20 protein-coding genes are annotated in these 21,904 nt (G+C 57.8%); 14 read left to right on the top strand and 6 right to left on the bottom strand.

From position 1 onward, the window contains the following. Positions 1–31: 31 nt before the first annotated feature. The 7 genes from BV106_RS26335 (at position 32) to BV106_RS26305 (ending at position 8,416) form a co-directional block, all read left to right on the top strand. Positions 32–1,447: a DUF1501 domain-containing protein gene (locus tag BV106_RS26335; protein WP_038169718.1), complete on the top strand. Its 1,416-nt coding sequence runs from the start codon at positions 32–34 to the stop codon at positions 1,445–1,447. Between the two features lie 53 nt (positions 1,448–1,500). After that, positions 1,501–2,346 (top strand): aldolase/citrate lyase family protein, encoded by an 846-nt coding sequence (locus tag BV106_RS26330; protein WP_051946359.1) that lies wholly within the window; start codon positions 1,501–1,503, stop codon positions 2,344–2,346. A 64-nt stretch (positions 2,347–2,410) separates the two neighbouring features. After that, positions 2,411–3,283: a PEP-CTERM sorting domain-containing protein gene (locus BV106_RS26325; protein WP_038169716.1), complete on the top strand. Its 873-nt coding sequence runs from the start codon at positions 2,411–2,413 to the stop codon at positions 3,281–3,283. 73 nt (positions 3,284–3,356) lie between these two features. Next, complete coding sequence (locus BV106_RS26320) at positions 3,357–4,037, top strand: type II secretion system protein (RefSeq protein ID WP_038169714.1); 681 nt, start codon at positions 3,357–3,359, stop codon at positions 4,035–4,037. Then, complete coding sequence (locus tag BV106_RS26315) at positions 4,034–4,492, top strand: prepilin-type N-terminal cleavage/methylation domain-containing protein (protein WP_038169711.1); 459 nt, start codon at positions 4,034–4,036, stop codon at positions 4,490–4,492. Before BV106_RS26320 ends, BV106_RS26315 begins: the two co-directional genes overlap by 4 nt. After that, positions 4,485–5,435 (top strand): prepilin-type N-terminal cleavage/methylation domain-containing protein, encoded by a 951-nt coding sequence (locus BV106_RS26310; RefSeq protein WP_038169710.1) that lies wholly within the window; start codon positions 4,485–4,487, stop codon positions 5,433–5,435. Before BV106_RS26315 ends, BV106_RS26310 begins: the two co-directional genes overlap by 8 nt. After that, a complete protein-coding gene (locus tag BV106_RS26305) occupies positions 5,432–8,416 on the top strand; it encodes a hypothetical protein (protein WP_038169707.1) in 2,985 nt (994 codons plus the stop codon). The genes BV106_RS26310 and BV106_RS26305 overlap by 4 nt, the downstream gene beginning before the upstream one ends. A gap of 585 nt (positions 8,417–9,001) precedes the next feature. Here the strand turns inward: BV106_RS26305 and BV106_RS26300 are convergent. The 3 genes from BV106_RS26300 to BV106_RS26290 form a co-directional block, all read right to left on the bottom strand. Further along, the gene (locus tag BV106_RS26300; protein ID WP_265596085.1) at positions 9,002–9,787 is read right to left on the bottom strand and encodes a PEP-CTERM sorting domain-containing protein; all 786 of its coding nucleotides are present in this window, start codon (positions 9,785–9,787) and stop codon (positions 9,002–9,004) included. A 122-nt stretch (positions 9,788–9,909) separates the two neighbouring features. Then, a complete protein-coding gene (locus BV106_RS38880; RefSeq protein ID WP_265596084.1) occupies positions 9,910–10,095 on the bottom strand; it encodes a hypothetical protein in 186 nt (61 codons plus the stop codon). 148 nt (positions 10,096–10,243) lie between these two features. Further along, on the bottom strand, positions 10,244–10,990 hold the full coding sequence (locus tag BV106_RS26290; RefSeq protein WP_038169701.1) for an SDR family oxidoreductase: 747 nt from the start codon (positions 10,988–10,990) through the stop codon (positions 10,244–10,246). A 144-nt stretch (positions 10,991–11,134) separates the two neighbouring features. Here BV106_RS26290 and BV106_RS39295 point away from each other — a divergent pair, with 144 nt between their 5' ends. Beyond that, a complete protein-coding gene (locus BV106_RS39295; RefSeq protein WP_081887808.1) occupies positions 11,135–11,476 on the top strand; it encodes a helix-turn-helix domain-containing protein in 342 nt (113 codons plus the stop codon). Positions 11,477–11,564: 88 nt separating this feature from the next. Here the strand turns inward: BV106_RS39295 and BV106_RS26285 are convergent, their stop codons facing one another. After that, positions 11,565–12,542, bottom strand: coding sequence for a cupin domain-containing protein (locus BV106_RS26285; RefSeq protein WP_051946358.1), 978 nt, complete (start codon positions 12,540–12,542; stop codon positions 11,565–11,567). Between the two features lie 184 nt (positions 12,543–12,726). Here BV106_RS26285 and BV106_RS26280 point away from each other — a divergent pair, with 184 nt between their 5' ends. From BV106_RS26280 to BV106_RS26270, 3 genes are all read left to right on the top strand, one after another. Then, complete coding sequence (locus BV106_RS26280) at positions 12,727–13,509, top strand: SDR family oxidoreductase (protein WP_038169763.1); 783 nt, start codon at positions 12,727–12,729, stop codon at positions 13,507–13,509. A 69-nt stretch (positions 13,510–13,578) separates the two neighbouring features. Next, entirely contained in the window at positions 13,579–13,965 is a 387-nt protein-coding gene (locus BV106_RS26275; RefSeq protein WP_038169699.1) for a VOC family protein, read from the top strand. 157 nt (positions 13,966–14,122) lie between these two features. Continuing rightward, a complete protein-coding gene (locus tag BV106_RS26270) occupies positions 14,123–14,449 on the top strand; it encodes a DUF1330 domain-containing protein (protein ID WP_038169760.1) in 327 nt (108 codons plus the stop codon). Positions 14,450–14,544: 95 nt separating this feature from the next. Here the strand turns inward: BV106_RS26270 and BV106_RS38875 are convergent, their stop codons facing one another. Further along, positions 14,545–14,967, bottom strand: a complete 423-nt coding sequence (locus BV106_RS38875; protein ID WP_265596082.1) for a hypothetical protein — start codon at positions 14,965–14,967, stop codon at positions 14,545–14,547. 265 nt (positions 14,968–15,232) lie between these two features. Between BV106_RS38875 and BV106_RS26260 the strand changes: the two genes are divergently transcribed. Genes BV106_RS26260 through BV106_RS26250 form a run of 3 tightly spaced genes read left to right on the top strand, consistent with a single transcriptional unit; the run spans position 15,233 to position 20,259 of the window. Next, complete coding sequence (locus BV106_RS26260) at positions 15,233–16,033, top strand: SDR family oxidoreductase (protein WP_038169698.1); 801 nt, start codon at positions 15,233–15,235, stop codon at positions 16,031–16,033. A gap of 13 nt (positions 16,034–16,046) precedes the next feature. Then, a complete protein-coding gene (locus BV106_RS26255) occupies positions 16,047–17,201 on the top strand; it encodes an efflux RND transporter periplasmic adaptor subunit (RefSeq protein ID WP_081892295.1) in 1,155 nt (384 codons plus the stop codon). Then, entirely contained in the window at positions 17,188–20,259 is a 3,072-nt protein-coding gene (locus BV106_RS26250) for an efflux RND transporter permease subunit (protein WP_038169695.1), read from the top strand. The genes BV106_RS26255 and BV106_RS26250 overlap by 14 nt, the downstream gene beginning before the upstream one ends. A 266-nt stretch (positions 20,260–20,525) precedes the next feature. Here the strand turns inward: BV106_RS26250 and BV106_RS26240 are convergent, their stop codons facing one another. Continuing rightward, positions 20,526–21,872 carry a hypothetical protein gene (locus BV106_RS26240; protein WP_038169693.1) on the bottom strand — a complete coding sequence of 449 codons (1,347 nt, stop codon included), beginning with the start codon at positions 21,870–21,872 and terminating at the stop codon, positions 20,526–20,528. Between the last annotated feature and the right edge of the window lie 32 nt (positions 21,873–21,904).

Below are 21,904 nucleotides of genomic sequence, written 5' to 3'. Positions count from 1 at the left end.
TTAACTCTCGAACCATCCTCTCCACACCGTCATGTCCTGCCATCGCTATGATCTACCCACTTCGCGCCGTGACTTCCTGCAAACAGCCGGTGGCGGCTTCGGTGCCGTCGCGCTTGCCGCATTGATGGGCGGCCAGGCCCAGGCCTCGTCAGGCCGTCTGCCGCATCGTGCTGCGAAGGCGAAGAGCGTCATCTTCCTCTTCATGGAAGGCGGGCCCAGCCACCTGGACACCTTTGACTACAAGCCACTGCTGAACCAACTGGCTGGTCAAACACTGCCTCCGAGCTTCGGCACGCCGCTCACGGCGGCGGGAGAAGGCAAATCACCGCTGCTGGAGAGCAAACGCGCGTGGAAACAGCATGGACAAAGCGGGCTGTGGGTCTCCGACTGGTTCAGCCATGTGGGCAAACATGCGGATGACCTTGCGGTGATTCATTCCTGCGCCTCCAGCGGCATCAACCACGCTGGCGGCGTCTGCTCGATGAACACCGGCTCCATCTTTGGTGGGCGTCCGTCGCTTGGCGCCTGGGCTTCTTATGGACTGGGCACGGAAAACCAGAATCTGCCTTCCTTCGTCGTGATCAAGGACAGCGAGGCCACCGTCGTCAACGGCGTGCGCAACTGGGGCAGCGGCTTCATGCCGGCGGTCTATCAGGGGGTGGAGCTCAGCTCCGACGGTTCGCCGATCCGATACCTCGAAAATCCGAAAGGGGTCGATCGTCAACGCCAACGTGACCGGCTTGATTTCCTTGGCGGACTCAACCGCGATTTCAATGCCAGCCGCGCTAGCAACACGGAGCTGGATGCCCGCATCAAGAGTTTCGAGCTTGCCTATCAGATGCAGGCGGAAGCGCCCGACGCCGTCGATCTGAGCAAAGAGACGGCCGCCACGAAGAAGCTCTACGGCATGGACAACAAGACGACGGCCACCTTTGGTCGCAACTGCCTTCTTGCCCGTCGCCTGGTGGAAAACGGCGTGCGATTCGTGCAGCTCTACAGCGGTGCTGGCAGCAAGTGGGACAGTCACAAGGAGATCGAAAAGAATCACGCGCAACTGAGCCATTCTGTGGACCAACCCATCGCCGGCCTGCTGGCAGATCTGAAATCCCGCGGCATGCTGGAGGAGACCCTGGTCATATGGGGCGGTGAATTCGGTCGCACACCGATGAGCGAACAAGGCGATGGCCGGGATCACAATCCCACCGGCTTCACCATGTGGATGGCGGGCGGCGGCGTGAAAGCGGGGCAAACCTACGGTGCCACAGACGACCTCGGCCTGCATGCCGTGAAGGACCGTCTTCATGTCCACGACATTCACGCCACGATTCTCCACCTGATGGGCATCGATCACACTCAGCTGATCTACCATCACAAAGGACGGCCTGAGCGCATCGACCAGAACGAAGGGCATCCGTTCACCCGGTTGCTTGGGTCTGAGCTCGCCTAGCCTGCAGCCGCTTTCACTTCTCTTACCCACTTTACGATACGATCCCACTGCCTATGAACACCAGCACTCTGCGCCAACGTCACCCGCAATACGGTACCTGGCTGCAAACCGGGTCATCCGTCGTCGCCGAACTTGCGGATGCGAGCGGCTTCGACTGGTTGCTCATTGACCTCGAACACGGCTGCGGCGTTGACGCGACGGTGCTGCCGCAACTCCAAGCCATCCGGCGTGGCGCAGGCATCGTCCGTGTGGGCTCGCCGCGTTCCGATACGATCATGCGAGCCCTCGACTGGGGGGCGGCTGGCATCATGGTCCCGATGGTCTCCACGGCGGAGACCGCAGAAGCGTGCGTGCGGGCGATGCAGTACCCACCACGCGGAGACCGCGGTCTCGCCAGAATGGTGAGGGCCTTTCAATACGGACTCGACAACGAGGCGCCGTCTCCCGTCTTTTTTGCCCAGATCGAGACCATTGAGGCCGTGGAAAACGCGCGCGCCATCGCCGCTGTCGATGGGGTGGATGTGCTCTTTGTCGGTCCGATGGACTTGCAGCTCAATCTTCGCTCCTATCCGCAGCAGGCGACTCGCGACTACGCAGCCTGCTTGCGTGAGGTGGCTGAGGCTGCCAAGTCCGCGGGCAAAGTGTGTGGGTTGCTCATGCGCCAGTCTGACGATGCGGCGGCGATGCATGCGCTCGGCTTTACCCACCTCGCGTTCGAGACGGACATCACGTTCTTGCGCGAAAGCTATCGCCATCTCCTGCACTCCTTGCGGGGAGAAGCTCGCAACGGAACGGGTTTAAATGGTTTGAACGGATCGTCAAACGGGTGCCTGCAGCATCCACAGCGCGCCATGGCAGTGGGGGCGAACGGAAGTGATTCAAACAGGGGACAGGGGTGATGGCGTGGGTCGTTTTTTGATGCTTATGCTGATTTGTTAACAAGCCAATCGATTAAACTTTCTTATGACAGCCGCCCTCACATTCTTAAAAGCGCTCAAGCCGGACAGATCACTCCTCTCTGGTGCCATTCTCCTCGCCTTTGCCAGTCTGGCTTACAATGCCGAGGCCGTGACGCTCGCCGTGAGCGGAGGATACGACGAGAATGCTTTCGCGACAAATAGTGTGGACAGCCAGGCTCCCGGCAATGCCATGAGCTCTGGCAGTTTCGGCACCGCTGTCAGCTCGGCCTTCACGGCCGGCAGGGGAGGCGTCATCAACTTTGACCGGCCCAACGGGGGCAACAGCGACGACGACAACAACCCTGCCTCCGAGACGATGATCATCAGCTATGGCAGTGGCAAGAGCTTTAACATCACCAGCAACGCCGCCTACGACATCCATAACTTTTCGAGTCTCACGGCCATTTCTGGGTTCGACAACTCAATCGATGTACCTGGAGGGAACACCCCGGATCTAACCCATAAAGGCATCGCCCTCACCAGTACTTCCGTTTACTCATGGACGCTCGATTTCGGCGCGATCTCGGGCGGCATCCCTGGCGAGGCAATCACCACGGCAGGTTTCACCCTGCTGTCACGCAACCTTATCCAGCAAGACGTCACCATTGACTGGCTCCTCAATGGTTCTCCCACCTCAGCGGCGACACAAACCGACAACATCGCCATCGGCAAAGCCGTGGATGACACGTTCTTTTCTTACACCGCCCCCGCCAACAGCTACATCAGTGGCGTCAGAGTCACATTCGGTGGGACCACTGGAGACCTTCGTTTGGGCATTGATGATCTCGGCTTCGTCACCTCCGCCGTTCCGGAACCTTCCCGGGTTCTCCTGCTCAGCCTCGCACTAACTGGCTGCGTCCTGCGCCGCCGTCGTTAGGAAAAGGGGCTTGCCCCCTCCATCACGGGGGCTGCGGCATGCTGTGTCGCAGTTTCCTAAACCCATCTGCATCATGAATTCGTTTCCGGTCTCAAGCCGCCTTTGCACCACAAGTTCCCGGTCAGGTTTCACGCTGGTGGAGATCCTGGTGGTGATGGCGGTCATGCTGGTGATCCTGGCCATGGCCTTCACGGGACTGGGCGGGACGCTGCGCGGACTGGCGCTGACGGACTCGGGCAACAAACTGACGCAGCTGTGCGATGCGGCACGTCAGCGAGCCATGAGTGCGAATGTCCTGACGGCGGTCGTGGCGCTGACCCATCTGGACGTGCCAGAAGACGGCCGGGCCTTTTGCGTGCTGGAGTGTCTTCCGGGCGGGCCGTGGAAGCAGACCAGGGAGTGGGAACTCTTCCCGGACGGGACCACTCTGGATGTCTCGGCCTCCGCAGACAATCTGGACACCTTTGCCAAGCATTCCCCGGCAGTATTTCCGTTCAATGGCGGGCAGACGGGCGCTCCGGTGGCTTTTCAGCAGCATGCCATGCTGCCTGCCGGGACGTATGCGGCCAGGATTTTCCTGCCAGGCGGCAATCTGAAAAACGCGAATGAACCTGCCCGATTCCAGATTGTGGAAGGGACCACCTCTGGCGGCCAGACCACTTACAAACATACCGGAGGCGGTCAGTCACCGCTGAACTACTACCGGATCACGCTGATCGGCGCGACCGGAGGCACCAAGGTGGAAAGACCATGACGCTTCCAACAAAACAGAGTCTGCGGCGGGGCTTCACGCTGGTGGAGGTGGCCCTGGCCCTGGCAGTGGCCAGCATGGCGATCATGTCCGTCATGGGCCTGTTGCCGATGTTGCTGGATTTCGAAAGAAAGAACACGGCGACGAGTCTGCTCCCGGCCATGAGCTCGCAGGTCATGGGTCGATTGCGGGAAGAGCCGTATGCCACCACCTTGCCGACCGGGGCCCGGTTCTTGTACTTCACCGATCAAGGGACCTTTACCGCAGATCCCCGGGATGCCGTGTATGAGTGCGAGATCACTCATAAGGCTCTTCCTGTGGAAGCAACCAGGCCGGGCGGTGCGCATCCTCCGACACCGGGAGATCACTGTCATATGGTGCAGATGAAGTTTCACTGGCCAGTCGGTACGCTGGGAGGGGAGATCCGTATTTTCCAAGCCACACTGGCCAATGATTGAACAGAAGAACACATCTAACTTGCGGAGAGTAAGTCCTCGTACCCGCGCGGGCAAAGAAGGCTTTACCCTGGTGGAGATCATGGTGGCTACCGCGGTGCTGGCGTTGTTGCTCGTTTCCCTGGTGCAGGTGGCCAGCGCGGTGGCTGATACGTGGAGCACCGGTCACAGCCGTGCGGAACGGCGGCAACATGGCCGGGCCATTGTGGACTTCATCGGCCGGGAACTTCGCTCGGCGGCGCTTCCTGTGCATCGCGCCGTGCTCAGTGATAAGGCGGACTTGCAGTTTGTCCTGAATCCCACTTCGCTAAGCGGGGGCCTGAAAAATCCTCATGCGTTGTTCTGGCAGGCACCCGTGGCCACAGACACCAGCCAGGGTGCTCTGGCCCAGGTGGGCTACTTCGTGCATTGGGATGGTAACAAGCCGATGTTGTGCCGCATGTTCATCAATCCAGGCAGCAGTGACTATTTGATCTATGATGCGAACAAGATAGGCTCCTGGATGAATGCGGGCATCACCAATGCCGCGACGCCTGCCGTGCAAAACGGATGGGTGGGCCTCTTCGCAGAGGATGTGGTGGGGTTCTGGGTCCGGTGTCTGGACCGGAACGGCCAGCCCATCGTGCAGAACGGCGGTGCCGGACTCTATGATTCCAGGGCGCCCTACAGCAGCACGGTGGACGGTGTCACCACGGCCTATGAAGCGCCCGTGTTGCCCTTCTGTGTGGAGGTTTCCATCGTCACCGTTGACTCCCGCGCGACAGCGGGGTTCGATGCAAGCACAAAAGCGGCCGTCATGGAGGTGGTGAAAAGTCCGGGCACGCTGAATGCCGCCGCTTTCATCGAGGCATTGAAGACGAAGGCCGAGACCAGGAAAGATCTGCTCCCAGTGCTGCGCAGTGCGGTTCCGTATCAGATCCAAGTTTATTTGGAGAATTCCCCATGAAGCCTGCAACGCACTTTCCTCTGGTGGCACGTCGTGATGGAGCGGCCCTCATCATGACCATCATCATCCTGGCCTTGATCACGGTCATGGTGCTGGGGTTTGCCAATCTTGTGCGGAATGAAACCGCGTCGTCCAGTTCCCACCAGGATCGCGGCCGGGCCTTGCTCTACACGCAGATGGGCACGGACATGGTCACTTCCACCTTGCGCAATCTGACTGCGAATCCCGCGCTCACCTGGGCCAGTCGCCCGGGCGCGCTGATCACCGCGGATCCCGGCGAGCCCACGAAACTCGTCAACCAGACCGACCTGCATTCTGGCATGCCTTCCGCACGCCTGCTGGATGCTACCTCCGACGTCAAAGCTGTCCTGCGTCCCGCCAACCTGAATGTGGCCACGCTCAATGACGACGGCAGTCATCTTATCACGGACGAGGTAACTGCGGGCTCCACACCGATGGCCTTGCCAGTCCGTTGGGTCTATGTCCGCGAAGATGGTTCCTTTGACTATGCGGAGGAACCGAATCTGACGGACGCCGCCAACCCCATCACCGGGCGATTCGCCTACTGGGCCGACGATGAGTCCAGCAAGATCAACATCAATACCGCGTGGAAACGCAACGCGCCAGGGGACAGCGCTTCTGCGGCGAACTACAACACCTTCCTGCCCACCCATCCCAGCGGAGTGAATTTGGGCAGCCTCTTCACCGCTGCCGATCCGGCACTCACGCCGGAAGACGCGCGGTTGAAGGCTGATTTCCTGCATGCCGCCATCACTCCCAATCATCGCTATACCGACCTGACCAGCGGTGCCGGGCGTTTCTTCAATGATCTCTCGGAGATGCGTCGCCTGGATCATCTGACAGATTCCCCCGGCGGTTTTGCGAAGGCGCTCTCCAGCGCGAAGTTTCAGCTCACGCACTACAATCACGATCCCGACACGACGTTCTTTAATGAGCCGCGTTTCGTCCTCACCACGCAGGAGAAATATGCGCCCCGCAACCCTGACGGCACCCTCATGAAAGATAAGAATGGCGTGCCTTACTTTCTGGATATCCTCAAAGTGGCCAACAGCGACCCAGGCCAGGCCTCGAAGGAGAATATTGATCGGGTCAAGCTGGACAAAACCATCCGCAAGCTCATCACTTATCTTCAGCGCACGGACTGGCCGATGACGACAGATCCACCTTCCGGCGCGCGAAGCAGCCTTCAGTCCAAATACTATCCTGCCGCGAATGAACTGCGACTGGCGCAGCTCGCGCTCAACATCGTGGAATACGTGCGCAGCGCGGAATCCTCCCTGCAACTGGTGGAGCCCATACGCGCTATCATCGACCTGGCGGGCAGCTATGGCGCACGGGGTGCCTTTGTCACCAACGCACATGTGCCGGATGTCATCAATGTGGGCAACAATGTAGCCAATATCTACAAGGGCAGCACCCGCAGCCTTTTCATCACGGAAGTGTCCGCCTGGGTGGGAGATACCCCGGTGATCAACAGCGGCACCACTTACTGGCCGTGTGAATTGTACTGCGAGATTCACCTGCCCAAGCACGGCGGGTTGGACGAGATCGATCTGGCCAATGTGGATGGGAAAATGGTTTCCGTCGGCTACTCCTACTATCTGAAGGATCCGGGGGAGTTCTTCTCACCGGCGACCTTTGCTCCCTTCACCGGCAAGTATATTCCCTGCCATCCCACCACGATCGTCGGAGGCAGTACGGTGATCAAGGCAGGGGAATACCGGGTGGCGTATCTCAAGGCGCTGATCAAGATCAAAAATCGTCCCGCCACGATGCCGATGCGTCTGGGGCTGGCACTGGGCCCTAAGTTAACTGCGAGTCAGGTGGCGACAGAAGGCGTCCCTGATCCAGGTTCTGTGTTTGACAATGCCCGTCGTCTGGAACTGGCACCCGCCGGTCAACCATTCACCATGACGGTGGATGCGCCCACCGTCAGCAAGGAGAACATCAGATCCTATGAGGTCACGGAATACAATGTCAACAGCGTCGCCAGCAGTTGGACGCGGGATGAAAACGGCGCAGCCATCACTCCGGGGCCGCATACTTTCGGAAGCGTCAACCGGCGCACCCTCAATGTCTTGGGCAAAGCCGCTGCCTCGCTGGATTTTCCTCCCAGCAGTGCTCCGCAGTTTGACACAAACAAGGACGGTAACGTGACCGATGCAGGCCTGCGCATGCCTTATCCCAAGGGGCACGCGAAGAACCCTGCTGGCATTGTCTATTCCGCAGGAGAGCTGGGCTTCATTCACACGGGTATCGAGTCCGACCGTAACAGCACCCGCGGAGGCGTGCCTTTCCGCACCCTCCGGCTGCAACCCAGCAGGCATGACACCAGCGTGGTGCCGGACTGGGCTTTCATGGACTTGTTCTCCGCTCCCGTCGTGGTTCCCGCCTCCGCACGCCCCATCTTTGCGCCCAACGATTCCGCCGTTGCAGGGCGAGTCAATGTTAACTGCCTAGTGGAACCCTATGCGGACCAGACACGCCACCCGCAACTGGCAGCGGTACTGGAACGGAATCTCCCGCTCATCGCTGTGTTGGCCGGAGTGCCCAACCCCTCAGAGACGGATCCAGCCCGGCTACTCAACACCACGGTTGCACGGGAGATTGCTGCCAGCATCTACCACCGCCGACTTGCCACGGCTGGCAAAAACTACGGTTATGCGGGAGCTTATGATTCGCCGGGCGAGATTGCAGAAATCGCCGGAGTCGCCGACCAAGGGGAGTTATCCGAGGCCGTCCTACGCGGGATCGCCAGTCTCATCACCACACGTGGCAGCGTTTTCAGCATTTATACCATTGGTCAATCGCTGCAACAAACGCGGAGCCATGAACTCCGCGTCACGGGGGAGCAGCGTCAACGAACCATGCTGGAAGCCTTGCGGCAACTGGATCCCGCCACCGGTCTCGCGACGCAGGTAAAGTTTCGCAAGGTGAGCCACGGCGATTTGTATCCCTAGTCGTCAACAAGCCAGACGTTGCCAGAGGTCATAGCATACGATGGCCAGGTCACCTACAACCTCTCCGATCGCCGGGGCTTGGACTTCCGCTGCCTTTGTTTCCGCGATGCTTGCACCCTGCAATAGGCACTTGAGGTTGAGGTGAGAAAGCATGGCGCGCTCGGCATGTTGATTGGAACGTCTGTGCTGCGCTGGAGACCGCTTGTCTGTAGTGTGAGACCACCAAAACGATGGCCGTGGTTTCTTTCGCCGGGTTGCCACGGCAGTGACAACAATTCAAACTTGTCCAGAATCATCCGACGATTTCCTCACAACGCGCTCCAACGCCCATCCGACAAAGCTACCAGACAATCTTGAGTAAAATTGGAATTTGCCAGGACGATGAGCCATTTCGATCGTCTTTAACCCTATACTTTTTCTCGTCGCTCGGAAGCGGTAGCCAGTAGGTGCAATGTTTCTGCACTGGCGGGCGGCGGCGGACAGATCACGGGTAGACACCCCGGCGTCGCGCCTCCCACCTCATTTTACCGCCCGGAAACATCAGTCCTGAACCATGTTTCCTCATCGAGCTCACCCATCTGACAGTCAGGAAATCCGACGACGTCTTAAGGCTAAGATTAGAAAACCACCACAGAGTAACAATGCTGATGACGGTTCGGGAACTGCATCAATGGAGAGAAACATGACCGGTTGCTGCGTAGTCGTGGTAGGAGAGCCATAATACACTTGCCCCGTAACATCAGTGTCAATGAAAACCGTGTCCAGCAGGGCATGCGCGCCCGGGTCCGAGTGCCACCACGATTTTACGCTTTCGAGGCCGTCTGTGGTGAGCGCGCCCGTCCAGAGATCCATATCCCTGCTATGGATCAAGGCCCAGGCGGCACGCTGAAAATCCCGTGCGACACCTTCTCCAGTCAGATCCGCCTGGATGGCGTCAATATTGTTGCCATAAATATTGATGAGGGAGGTTGCGATTGAATTCCTCGAATCCTCACCGAAGCTGTCCCACATGGATCCGCCCAAGTCGTGAATCTCAGTCGAGATCAAGTATGATTGAGTGCCGCTTGGAGCCGTGGCACCATTGTCCATGCAGAGCCAAAAATAATCGTCTCCAAAGAGCAAGGTGGGTGCCGTGTCTCTATTGGCACCGTAAAGAGGACCAAAGGTCACATCCAGCGTTTGGGCGTTGGAAGATAGACGGGAAAATCCCACTAATACAGCGACCGTTGCAAGCAGCAAATTAGACATTCTCATAAAAATATCTGCATTTGTGCATTGAACTGATTGTATTGAAGCAATCAATGAAAACAAGAGTAATTTTGCCTTTTCAAGGCGAGTGATCCATTGGCCACAGTGATCGAAGACGATCAAGCCTTCTGGTCAAGTAACGGGCTACCTTTAATCCTTTCAACAAGCTGCACTGTTTGCCCGCTTCATGGATGAGTAGCTTTCATAGTCCCGCCTCCTGCATCTGGCGGAGGTGGTCCATTACGCTACGGCGTCGGATAGCTTCGATGTCCGGCGGGCGCCGCGTTGAGAGAATAGAAGAGCCGTCCCGGCTCTTTGGGGTGCTGTGTGATGTGGGGAACAAGAACCGGGGCGGTTCTTTTACCTTGCCCGAGCCGCACGGCCATGAGGCCGAATTTACGGAAGGTTTCGGCGATGTGTTCGTGGGTCATGCCCAAGGTCTTCCCATTCTCCTCGGCGATCAGCAGGCCGTGGCTGAGAGCAAGCAGGCGGGCAAACCATTTGATGCCCCGCAGTGCTCAGGTGGCGATGGCTTCTTCTTCGACGGTGAAATCCGATTCCGCACCCACACTCTGAGACTCATCGTGCACTGTCGATGATCATCCCGCCATCCGGGACCAGGCTATAGCCCGTCACAAACTGCGCATCCTTGCTCGCCAGAAACAGAACAACAGGAGCAATGTCCTCTTCAGGCGAGCCGAAGCGTGAGAGCGCATTGGGAGGCGGCGGCGCATTTGATTCTGCTGCACCCCATGTGTCCGCCACGGGCAGCATGTTGTTTACCGTAATATTGTCGGGACCCCATTCGCGGGCCGCTGCCCTGGTGAGCGCCCGAACAGCTTCCTTGGCCATCGCGTAGGGAGTGTAAGGCAACAGGGCTACGACTCCGGCAGCCGATGCAAAATTGATGACACGCCCCTGCCCACTAGCCTTCAAATGCGGGTAGCAGGCTTGCATTAAACGCAAGTAGGCTATCGGTCCCATTTCGAAATTACGTTGCAATTTCTCGACTGACATATCGATGACCGAGGAGAAGACGGCAGACGGATCGAAGGCGTTATTCACCAGGATGTCAACTCCGCCGAAGGCAGCAACGACCTTGCCCACAGCTTTCTTGATCTGATCGGCATCGCTGATATCGCATGCCACGCCAAGCGCGGTGCCTCCCGCAGCCTCGATTTCAGAGACCACCGCATTCACATTGGCAGGAGTAAGTGATACTACTGCCACCTTTGCGCCTTCAGCCGCAAACAGTTTGGCTGTCGCACGGCCGATGCCGCGACCTGCACCTGTAACAATTGCAATTTTACCTTCTAGTCGGTTCATAGTAGTTTCCTTTTTGTTGTGGATTGTTTTTTGGCCATTCGTGTCTTTTGTTGGCCATGATTGAAGCAACGATCGGATTTTAATCCTTTACTTTCTTTTGTAAAGTAGGCACAATAAAGGAAGCGAGTTTGCAAAAGGAAAGTAATGGCCAAGTCTGAACCTCAAACATCACAAGATCACCTCCCCAAACTTCTCGATCTCCTCTCGGGGGTTTGGACGATGAATATCCTCTATGTGCTGCACAGTAATGGACCGACTAGATTTGGAGAGCTGAAGCGACATCTGGGATCAGTATCCACAAAAACACTCACGGAACGTCTCAGGACGTTGGAGGGTGAGGGGCTTGTTTCCAGACACTATGAGCCCACTGTTCCTCCTCAAGTTACCTATTCTCTTACCCCAAAGACCGGGGAGCTTGAGGTAGCTATTGGAGAATTGCAACGAGTCGCAGATCGATGGTACGGGGGCAGCGGTTCGAAAAGCTGATGCCTGGAGTGCAGACGTCCCTCATTGTGGCTTCTGGACAAGTTCATCTACAACTTGCTGTTGTCTCTGGTCCACACCCTTCAATATCTCACCGCCGTCCGGTCGAAGTCCGCTTTCCACTTGATTCCACTTTAGGAAGAGCGGCGTTATGGGAGCGGTATTTGCCTGGCGAAACTCCCATGACACGGCGGAAAGCTTTGCCGAACGAGCTTTCCGACTCGTACCCCGTCGCTAGTGCTATGTCGGCCAGCTTCATCGGTGGGGTTGCTCTCATCATGCTGCCTGCTCTCACCATCCGCCATTGTGTCAGATGGTCCAGCGGTGTTTCCCCGACCAGCCTGCGGAACCGTTCGGCAAAGGCAGAGCGGGACATGGAGACACTGCGGGCCAGGTCTTCCACGGTCCACTGCCGCTCGGGTTCTGCGTGCAACAGTTGGATGGCTTCGCCGATCTGCGGGTCATTCAAAGCATGCAGCCAGCTGGGATGATCCGCAGCGGATGAGGAGCCAATGCGGGACCTCATCGCCTGAACAAAGAGCACTTCCGCAAGGCGATCCACGATGGCGGTTCCTCCTGGCAGGTTTTGAGAGACTTCTGAAGCAATGAATTGCAGGGTGGATTGGAACCAGGGTGTCGCATGACTTCCCGAGCCTTGAAGGTGGACCATCGGGGGGAGGTGTTTGATCAGTAAATTCCTTTCGGGCGAGGCCAACGAAAAACAACCTGCAACAATAGAAGTCGATGGACCCCGGCCCCCATCGAAAGTGATCAATCGTGTACGGTGGAACTCTTCCTGTGAGGCGACCTCAAGCATCGAGCGAACCGATACCTCCGGGCTGCTGCGAATGGTGTAATACTTGGGTGTGGGGAGGAAGACAAAATCCCCTCCAACAAGAGACACCTGCGGTGAGTCATCGACACTAAGAAAGCAAGAACCGCGCGTGACGATGATGCAAATCCCATCGTCGGCGGGAAGCCGGAATCCAAAGGGGGCGGAGAGCTCAAGGCGACCGTACAACGAACCCTTCGTCCGCATGAGGGACATCATATGAGCGAGAACATCCATAGGGGGAAAGTATGGTTCAGATCATTTAAAAGTCCATTGAACATGGACGATTGGACTAGAAATGTGGACTTACAACCATTGAGAGTCCATGGAAAACGTCTATTGTCTCCCCAGAAAGGACGGTCACTTTATGAGCCAATCAACAGACACATCCCCAACCGGCATTGCCGCTTCCCCTGCAGGCATCAACTTCGATCTTCATCTCAAAGGGCGTCGAGCCTTGGTCACTGGGGGAACCAAAGGGGTCGGTGCCGCTGTGGTGCAAGCACTGCATGAGGCTGGTGTTAGCATCGTTACCACGGCACGCGAACTGCCAAAGAATCCGACCGCTGGTGTGCGCTACATCGCCGCTGACTTGGCAACTTCTCTGGGGTGCGCCACCGTCGCTGAGGAGGCTCTTCGCCACCTCGGCGGGATTGACATTCTCGTCAACGTCGTTGGCGGCTCAAGCGCCCCGGGCGGCGGTTTTGCCAGCCTTGATGATGATGTCTGGCAACATGAGCTTGATCTGAACCTGATGAGCGCAGTTCGCCTCGACAGGGCGCTGCTGCCGCCGATGATCCAACAGGGGTCCGGAGTCATCATCCACGTGACCTCGATCCAGCGCGAGCTTCCGCTGCCGGAATCGACGACGGCTTATGCGGCGGCCAAGGCTGCGCTCTCGACTTACAGTAAAAGCCTTTCAAAGGAAGTCACTCCCAAGGGTATTCGCGTTGTTCGAGTGTCGCCAGGGTGGGTGGAGACGGAAGCCGCCGTCGCGTTGGCAGAACGCCTCGCGGTCAGTGCGGGCACCGATTACGAGGGAGGAAAGCAGATGGTGATGGACGCACTCGGCGGTATTCCTCTAGGACGGCCGACCAAGCCAAAAGAGGTCGCCGACCTTATTGCGTTTCTCGTGTCGCCGCGGGCTTCAGCCATCACTGGGACTGAGTTCGTCATCGATGGAGGCACGGTGCCGACAGCCTAGGGCAAAAGTGCGCCGCCAATATGCAGAAAAAAGCCAGAATCAAAGCCGAACCATTCACCAGGGAATCTCATGATCGACCACATCATCATCACTGTCAGCGATCTCAATAAGAGCAAGGAATTCTACCAAAAGGCTCTTGCTCCTTTGGGTTACTCCGCTACGCCAGAATACACCTCAGGAAGCACGAAAGCGAAAGGAGTAGGATTTGGGGTGGAAGGCCAGGGGCATGATTTCTTCATCCAGGAAAACCAGGAATTGATTGCGCCCTGCCATATCGCATTTCGCGTTCCCACCAGGGAGCAAGTGGAGAGCTTCTACAAGGCGGCTATTGCGGCGGGTGGGAAGGATAACGGCGAGCCGGAGCTAACTCCAGACCATGGCCCCGACTATTACTCCGCCTACGTTTTTGATCCGGACGGCTACAACATCGAAGTCGTCTGCTGGGAGCCAGTTTAACTGAATCCACCCCCCGGAAACTCTTCAATCCTCTACCCACAAACAAATGAAACATGCATTTCTTGTTATCGCCAGTGTTCTCGCCGCCATGACTTTGACTGCCGGCGATTCTGCCGAGAAGGAAGCGCGCACCGGAGCCGTTAAAGCTACTGCTCCGATCCCGGAGCAAAAGGTCCAAGCCACGAAACCGGCCTACGTTGTCTTCACTCGTGAAAAGACTCTCGACCAGGCCGAGCTGGAGATTTATTGGAAGAAGGTGGCCGCCTCGCTTGAGGGGCACCCCATGAAGGTGCTCTCAGGTTATGGGCCGTATGAAGTGCTGGAAGGCGACAAGACAGAAGGCGTCGTGATTGCGGAGTTTCCCAGCATGGAGGCCGCCAAGGCTTGGTATTACAGCCCCGCCTATCAGGCAGCCCGGGAACACCGGCTCAAGGGAGCAGTTTATCGCGGGATACTCGTCGAGGCAACGACCCCTCGGGATTGAGTGCAGCCGAATGGGCGTCACTCATTCTCTGAGTTTGAAACCACAAAAAAAACAGGCGGCGCCCTTGAGGTTCCGCCTGTTTCTGCGAGGTGAGGTCACTTCACCGCTTGGAGGTGGGGCGCCGCTTTCTTAATCACTACAGCCACTTCCTTCGGCTTGGTGACGAAAGGAACATGGCTGGTTTCGGCTTCCATGATCTTTGCACTCATGCGCTTGACCTGCCTGAAAGGTCCTTTTGAAAATGCCTTGACGCCTTCCAGATGGAAGTGTATATACACACCATGTCCCAACAATTGGATATGTCGTCTGTGGCGAACTGTGTCTGTTTCAACTTGAGTCGGGTGACACGGGTGGCGAGCCAGTTTTTTGACGCTGAGATGCGGCGGCACGGCATCCGCACGACGCAGGGGGCGATTTTGCAGGCATTGAATGCCAAGGAAAATTGGAGCATGGCGGAATTGAGCAGTTGGCTTGGAATGGACCGGACTACCTTGGTGAGAAATCTTCGGCCATTGCAACGGGACGGTTGGGTGGAGATTGTGGGTGGTGGGCGGGGCAGCCGGGTGGAACTCCTCATTACAGCGAAAGGCCGGGAAAAAATCAAAGAGGTCATGCCAGCCTGGCGCTCAGCCCAAAAGGCTGCGGTCAAAATCCTGGGTGAACAGCGGTGGTCCGCCATCCTGTCCGATCTTGAAACGGCGGCGCAGGCCCTCAGCAAGTAGTTTTCAAGCCTCGAATATTTAAAGCGATGAGTCGCTTCAACATGTGCATATACACACTGCTATGAAAAACACCGACCGACCGACACCCGAAAAATCATGGGTTCTAATTACCGGTGCATCGAGTGGCTTCGGCGAGGAGTTTGCCCGCCAATATGCCGCGAAAGGCCATTCGTTGGTCTTGGTAGCCCGACGGCTGGATAGGCTTCAAAGTCTCGCAGAAGCGCTAGGTCGGCAATATCGCGTTGAGGTCATTGTGGAGCCGGTGGACCTCTCAGATATTGCGGCGGTCACCCAGCTACACCAGCGGCTTCGCGATCGGGACATCGCGATCGATATTCTTATCAACAATGCCGGACACGGACTACAAGGTCCGTTTTTGGGGGCTCAGTTGGACGCGGCGTTGGCAATGGTGCAGTTGGATGTTGCAAGTCTGACAGCCGTCACGCACGTCTTTGCTCAAGACATGCGGGCTCGGGGAAGCGGGAAAATTCTACTGGTGGCCAGCCTGTTGGCTTATCAGGGCGTGCAGAATTTCGCCGTCTATTCAGCCGCCAAAGCTTATGTATTACGTTTGGGTGAAGCGCTGCATCGCGAACTCAAACGCGATGGAGTCACCGTCTCGGTGCTCTGTCCCGGTATGTCGGACACGGGATTCGCACAGGCGGCTGAAATGAAGATCACGCCCACGTTGCGTCTTTTGATGATGCAGCCGTCAGCCGTGGTGCGCTCCGGGATCCGCGCGCTTGCCGCGGGACGCATGAGTGTGGTGCCGGGTTTGTCCAACAAGGCCATGGTGCTCTTTACCTGGGCCACGCCACGCTGGTTGCACCAGCGTTTTTTGTCCTACGCTATGAATGCGTGAACCGCGAAAATTTATGAAGAACACACTAATCGGGCTGACGCCTCTTACAAAGTTTACGCCCGCAGTCTCATGGGTGACCATTGGTCTTCCTGCGGGAGTGCTGACGATGGCCTTGATGGTCGCTGGCTGCTCCAAGCCAGCCGCAAAAGATCCCCGCCTGCAGTCTCCGACCGTGGAGGTCTTTAAGGTTGAAGCCGCTGGATCGAAAAGCAATACCTTCACCGGGGTCGTGGAAGCCCGGGTGCAAAGCGATTTGGGTTTTCGGGTCGGAGGGAAAATCCTGGCGCGATTCGTGGATGTAGGACAGCGCGTTCGCAAAGGCCAGATTCTGATGCGGCTGGATGCCGTGGACCTGGAACTCGCATTGGCCGCGCAACAAGCAAACGTCGAGGCGGCCCGGGCCAGATACACGCAAGCCAAGGCAGATGAAACGCGGTATGCCGCCCTGGTCAAATCCAATGCGGTATCGCATCAGGAGTATGATAACGCCCGGGCGATGCTGGAGAGCACCAAAGCACAGTTGGAAGCGGCGGAAGCTCAGGCTAGGGTCAGCAATAACTCCAGCGAGTATGCCGTGTTATCTGCCGATGCCGATGGGGTGATAGTTCGCACACTAAGCGAACCAGGTCAGGTCGTGTCTGCCGGGCAAACGGTGATCCAGTTGGCGCATGATGGCCCGCGGGAAGCCTTGATCAACCTGCCGGAGGGAGTGAGGCCGGATATAGGTACGACCGCCCCGGCGCGGCTGTACGGGCAGGATAAAGCCTATCAAGCCAAGTTGCGCCAGCTTTCCGAAGCGGCTGATCCGGCAAGCCGAACTTTTGAGGCCCGCTACGTGCTCGAAGGTGATGCCGCTTCGACGCCGCTCGGCTCGACCGTCACCGTCACCGTCACATTACTCACCGAAAACACCGCTGGCAATGAGTCTGTCCGCGTTCCCATCGGAGCGGTGCATGATCGGGGAACAGGGCCGGGCGTCTGGATCGTGGACGACAAATCGGAAGTGAAGTTCCGCGCCGTGGACATTGCCTCCATCGGACAGGAAGAGGCCGTCGTGTCGCGCGGAGTTGAAGTCGGGGAAAAGTTGGTGGCGCTGGGGGCGCATCTTCTGCACGACGGACAAGTCGTTAACCCAGCAAAAGAGGAGAAGGCATATGGGAAGTTTTAATCTCTCCGCACTGGCAGTGCGGGAACGCGCCATCACCCTGTTCTTCATCTTTGCTTCAGCATTCGCTGGCATCTATGCCTATCTTCAGTTGGGGAGGGCGGAAGATCCCTCCTTCACGGTAAAAGTTCTCACGGTTAGCGCCGTGTGGCCCGGAGCCACCGCGCAGGAAATGCAGGATCTCGTGGCGGAGCCGTTGGAGAAAAGGCTCCAGGAACTTCGTTGGTATGATAGGGTGGAAACCACCACGCGACCGGGACTGGCGTTGATGACGCTGCAACTGCTTGACAAAACGCCGCCCAAGGAAGTGGCCGATCAGTTTTATCAGGCGAGAAAAAAACTGGGGGACGAGGTGCGCAAATTGCCGCAAGGCGCGATCGGGCCTTTCGTCAACGATGAGTATTCGGACGTTTCCTTCGCACTCTACTCGGTGGAGGCTCCCGGTTTTCCCCTTCGAAAACTCACCCGCGTAGCTGAAGATCTCCGGCAGCAATTTCTGCATGTGCCAGGAGTCAAGAAGGTGGACATCGTGGGCGAACAACAAGAGAGGATATTCGTCGAGTTTTCTTATCGGCGACTGACAACCCTTGGCATCTCGCCAGCGGACATCTTTTCTGCTCTCACGCGGCAAAATGCGGTGACCCCTGCAGGATCGGTTGATACGGATGGCGCACAGGTGTTCGTCCGCCTCGACGGGGCTTACACCGACATTGATACAATCCGCAATACCCCGATTGTGGCCGGACAGCAAAGCTTCAAGCTATCGGATATCGCGAATGTCACGAGAGGTTACGAAGATCCGGCGACCTTTGTCATCCGTCACAATGGAGAATCCTCCCTGTTGTTGAGTGTCGTGATGAAAGAAGGCTGGAACGGGCTGGACCTGGGCAAGGCTTTGCAGGAGGAAAGCGCCCGAATTTCCTCCAGCCTGCCGTTGGGGGTTAGCCTGAAAAAAATCACCGATCAGGCCATCAACATCAGTTCGGCGGTGAACGAATTCATGGTCAAGTTCGCCATGGCCGTCGCCGTGGTGATGCTGGTCAGCTTGCTGAGTTTGGGTTGGAGAGTTGGCATGGTCGTGGTGGCGGCAATCCCGCTGACCTTGGGCACGGTGTTTGTGATCATGATGATCACGGATCGGGCTTTTGATCGAATCACACTGGGCGCGCTCATTATCTCGCTCGGACTCTTGGTGGACGATGCCATCATCGCCATCGAATCCATGGTGGTAAAGATGGAAGAGGGAATGGATCGCATCCAGGCTGCGGCTTATGCCTGGAGCCACACCGCGGGTCCAATGCTTGCCGGGACTCTGGTAACCGTCGTCGGCTTTCTGCCTGTTGGCTTTGCCCGTTCAACTGCCGGAGAATATGCCGGAAACGTCTTCTGGATTGTTGGATTCTCCCTCATTGTTTCATGGGTCGTAGCGGTGGTCTTCACTCCTTATATGGGGGTGAAACTTCTCCCTGACATCAAGCCCATCGAAGGTGGCCACGCCGGGATCTATTCCACTCCCGGATACCGGCGTCTCCGCCGTTTCGTCACCTGGTGCGTGAGGCGGAAATATCTCGTCGCAGGAGTTACGGTGGCTGCGTTCCTGATGGCGGGTGGGGGGATGGCCGTGGTGAAGAAGCAGTTTTTCCCAAACTCTGACCGCCCGGAATTGTTGGTCGAGGTTCAGCTTCCATTGGGTACCAGTATCGAGACGACCAGCGCAGCGGCCAGGAAGATCGAACTTTGGCTGTCGGAGCAACCCGAATCAGAAATCGTGACCTCCTATATCGGAGCGGGCGCACCACGTTTTTTCTTCTCCTACAATCCGGAACTGCCCGATCCCTCCTTTGCAAAGATCGTGGTGTTGACGCAAAATGCGGAGGCAAGAGATAAGCTCAAATTGCGTCTCCGCCAAGCTGCCGCCGATGGCTTGGCATCGGAAGCCAGGATTCGGGCGACGCAGTTGGTTTTTGGTCCCTATTCTCCGTTTCCCGTTGCTTTTCGGGTCATGGGACCTGATGCGGCAAGGCTGAGGGAAATTGGCAGCAGCGTAGAAGAGATCATGCGCCATGATCCAGACATGCGTACGGTGAATGTGGACTGGGGGCAACGCTCTCCCACCTTGCACTTCGTTTTGGATCAAGAGCGATTGCAGCTTATTGGATTGTCACCTGCTGAAGCAGCCCAGCAGTTGCAGTTTCTTCTCAACGGTCAGACGATCACCCAGGTTCGAGAGAATATTCGTGCGGTCAGTCTGGTGGTAAGAAGTGCTGGGCCGGAGCGACTGGATTCTGCCAAACTGGAAGATTTCGCCCTCACGAACCGGAACGGAAAACCGATCCCTTTGAGCCAGATCGGGCGGGTCGAAATTCAACCGGAAGATCCACTCATCAAACGGCGCGACCGGATTCCCACCATCACTGCGAGAGGTGACAATGTGGAAGGCTCCCAACCACCGGATGTCTCCTCCCGAATTTGGGGAAAGCTTTCGGCGCTCCGAGCATCGCTACCGGAAAACTATCGTATCGAGATGGCAGGCTCGATCGAGGAAGCATCGAAAGCCAACTCAGCGCTGGCTCCACTTTTCCCCGTTATGATCCTGTTTATGCTGGCCATCATCATCATCCAGGTGCGCTCATTCTCAGCCATGTGGATGGTCATGCTCACCGGGCCGCTTGGACTCATCGGGGCGGTTCCCGCGCTGCTGATTTTTCAGCAACCATTCGGATTTAACGCCATCCTTGGTCTGATCGGTCTTTCTGGAATATTGATGCGGAACACTCTCATTTTGATCGGTCAGATTCATGCCTGCCAAGAGGAGGGTCTGGATCTTCATCATGCAATTATCGAGGCCACCGTGCAGCGGTCGCGACCAGTCATTCTGACGGCACTGGCTGCCGTGCTGGCCTTTATTCCGCTCACCCATTCCGTGTTCTGGGGCTCCATGGCTTATGTGTTGATCGGAGGGACCGCTGTAGGCACAGTGTTGACACTCGCTTTCCTTCCCGCTCTTTATGCCATCTGGTTTCGGGTCCGCAGGGAGAAGGCTCCCACAACTGCAACCTGAAACGGAAGAACTCAAAGCGGCTGTTCTATGGCACATGCTGTTCTTTGTATGAGGCAAGCATGGGGGGATGCATACTGCGGCTCATTCATCTTTAGGGACTCTTCCAACGTCGACGATCAACGCATCAATCTTGATCCCATAGGGGAAGCAATGGCTGAAGGGGAAGGATTCGAACCCGCGGTAGCTTTTGGCTACGCACGATTTCGAGTCGTGTGCCTTAAACTGGGCTCAGCCGCCCTTCCGTGTATAAGCTCGCAGGTTCCTTTTCACCCCCTGGCCGCACCGCCCAATCCCTCTCTTCGCGGCACGTCCCGTCCTTGTTCACCCGCCGGGTTCGGCACCGCCTTCAGCGGGATCGCTCCCGCTGGGTGGGCCTGCACTAAACTTGCCTGGAAGCCTTCGTCGCTCAGCACATCGCGGGCTTTTTCGAACTCGCTGCACCAGGTTTCCTCGACTTCGCGGTCGCGGAGGGGATCGCGGCCGGAGGCATTAAAGGCGACGACGCGGGATTGGACCGCGTTGCCTTGCGCGGGGGCGCTGAGTTCCACGCCGTAGGCGGCGTCGCCGGGCTTGCGGAGGACGATGCGGCCCTGTTCCACCCAGGCGGCGCTCATGCCTTCGCGCACTTCATAACCGGCAGCGCTGAGGGCGCGGAGGACGGCGGCGCGTTGCTCCTGGCGGGTTTCCTCGGCAAAGGTCTGGTCTACCCAGGCCCGGGCTTCTTGAACGAGGGCGCGGGTGGCCCCCAGAGGGGAGGCTGACAGGGCGAGTGCGGCGGTGAGGCGCTGCTTCCAGTCGGCGACGGCAGGCGAGTGGAGTTCCTCCAGCTCGGCGAGCAGCAGGGCCAGATCCTGGCGGAGGGCGAGGGCGGCCCGGCGGTTTTGCAGGTAGGAGGACAGCTCCAGCGCCAGGGAATCGAGGAGTAACGCCTGCTGGTCCGCAGGAGCGGCGGCGGTACGCCGGGCCTTTTCGGTCAGGTCTTGAAGTTCGGGGGAGTCCGCGGAGTCCGCCACGGCGGAGAGCTCGGCAAGGAGGGCCCAGCATTTTTCCAAACGCAGCTCCTGGGGATCGGCGGGAAGCTGGGGAAGGGGCGAGTTCGATGAATCGGCATCGGGATCCATGAGGCCGGCGGCGAGCTCGCGCAGTCGGCTGGAGCTTTCATGCTGCTGGTGCTGTCCGATGAAGTCCAACGCCTCGCCCAAGGCGCTCTGCTGCGCCGCAGGATCCGCATTGCGGAGTTGCCCAAGAATGCGGTCCCGCTCTGGGGTGACGGGCAGGGGTTGCAGCTGAGCGATCATCTGGGCCAGGCCCTGCTGGAGGCGATGCTCACGACGCAGGCTGGCCGTCCGATCAGTGACCTGAAGCTGGCGCAGCCGACGGGCCTCTTCCTCATAGAAGCTGCACTGTTTGCCCGCTTCCTGGATAAGAGGCTCCCATTGTCCCGCCTCCTGCATCTGGCGGAGGCGGTCCATCACGCTGGAGGTCTGGGACTCCGTCGGCTGCCAGCGATCGCAATCGGCGAGAGCGAGCTCGAGCCGCTGGAGCAGGGCCAGACTTTCACGCTTCTGACGGCGTCGGATGGCTTCGATATTGATGACTTTGGGGCCGCTCATGGAAGGGAGAGAGAAAAGGGAAGAGGGAGATG

The sequence above is a fragment of the Verrucomicrobium sp. BvORR106 genome, assembly GCF_000739655.1.
Taxonomy (GTDB): Bacteria; Verrucomicrobiota; Verrucomicrobiia; order Verrucomicrobiales; family Verrucomicrobiaceae; genus Verrucomicrobium.
Note: the sequence above shows the minus strand (reverse complement) of the source record. Positions and strands in the feature narration are given on the sequence as shown.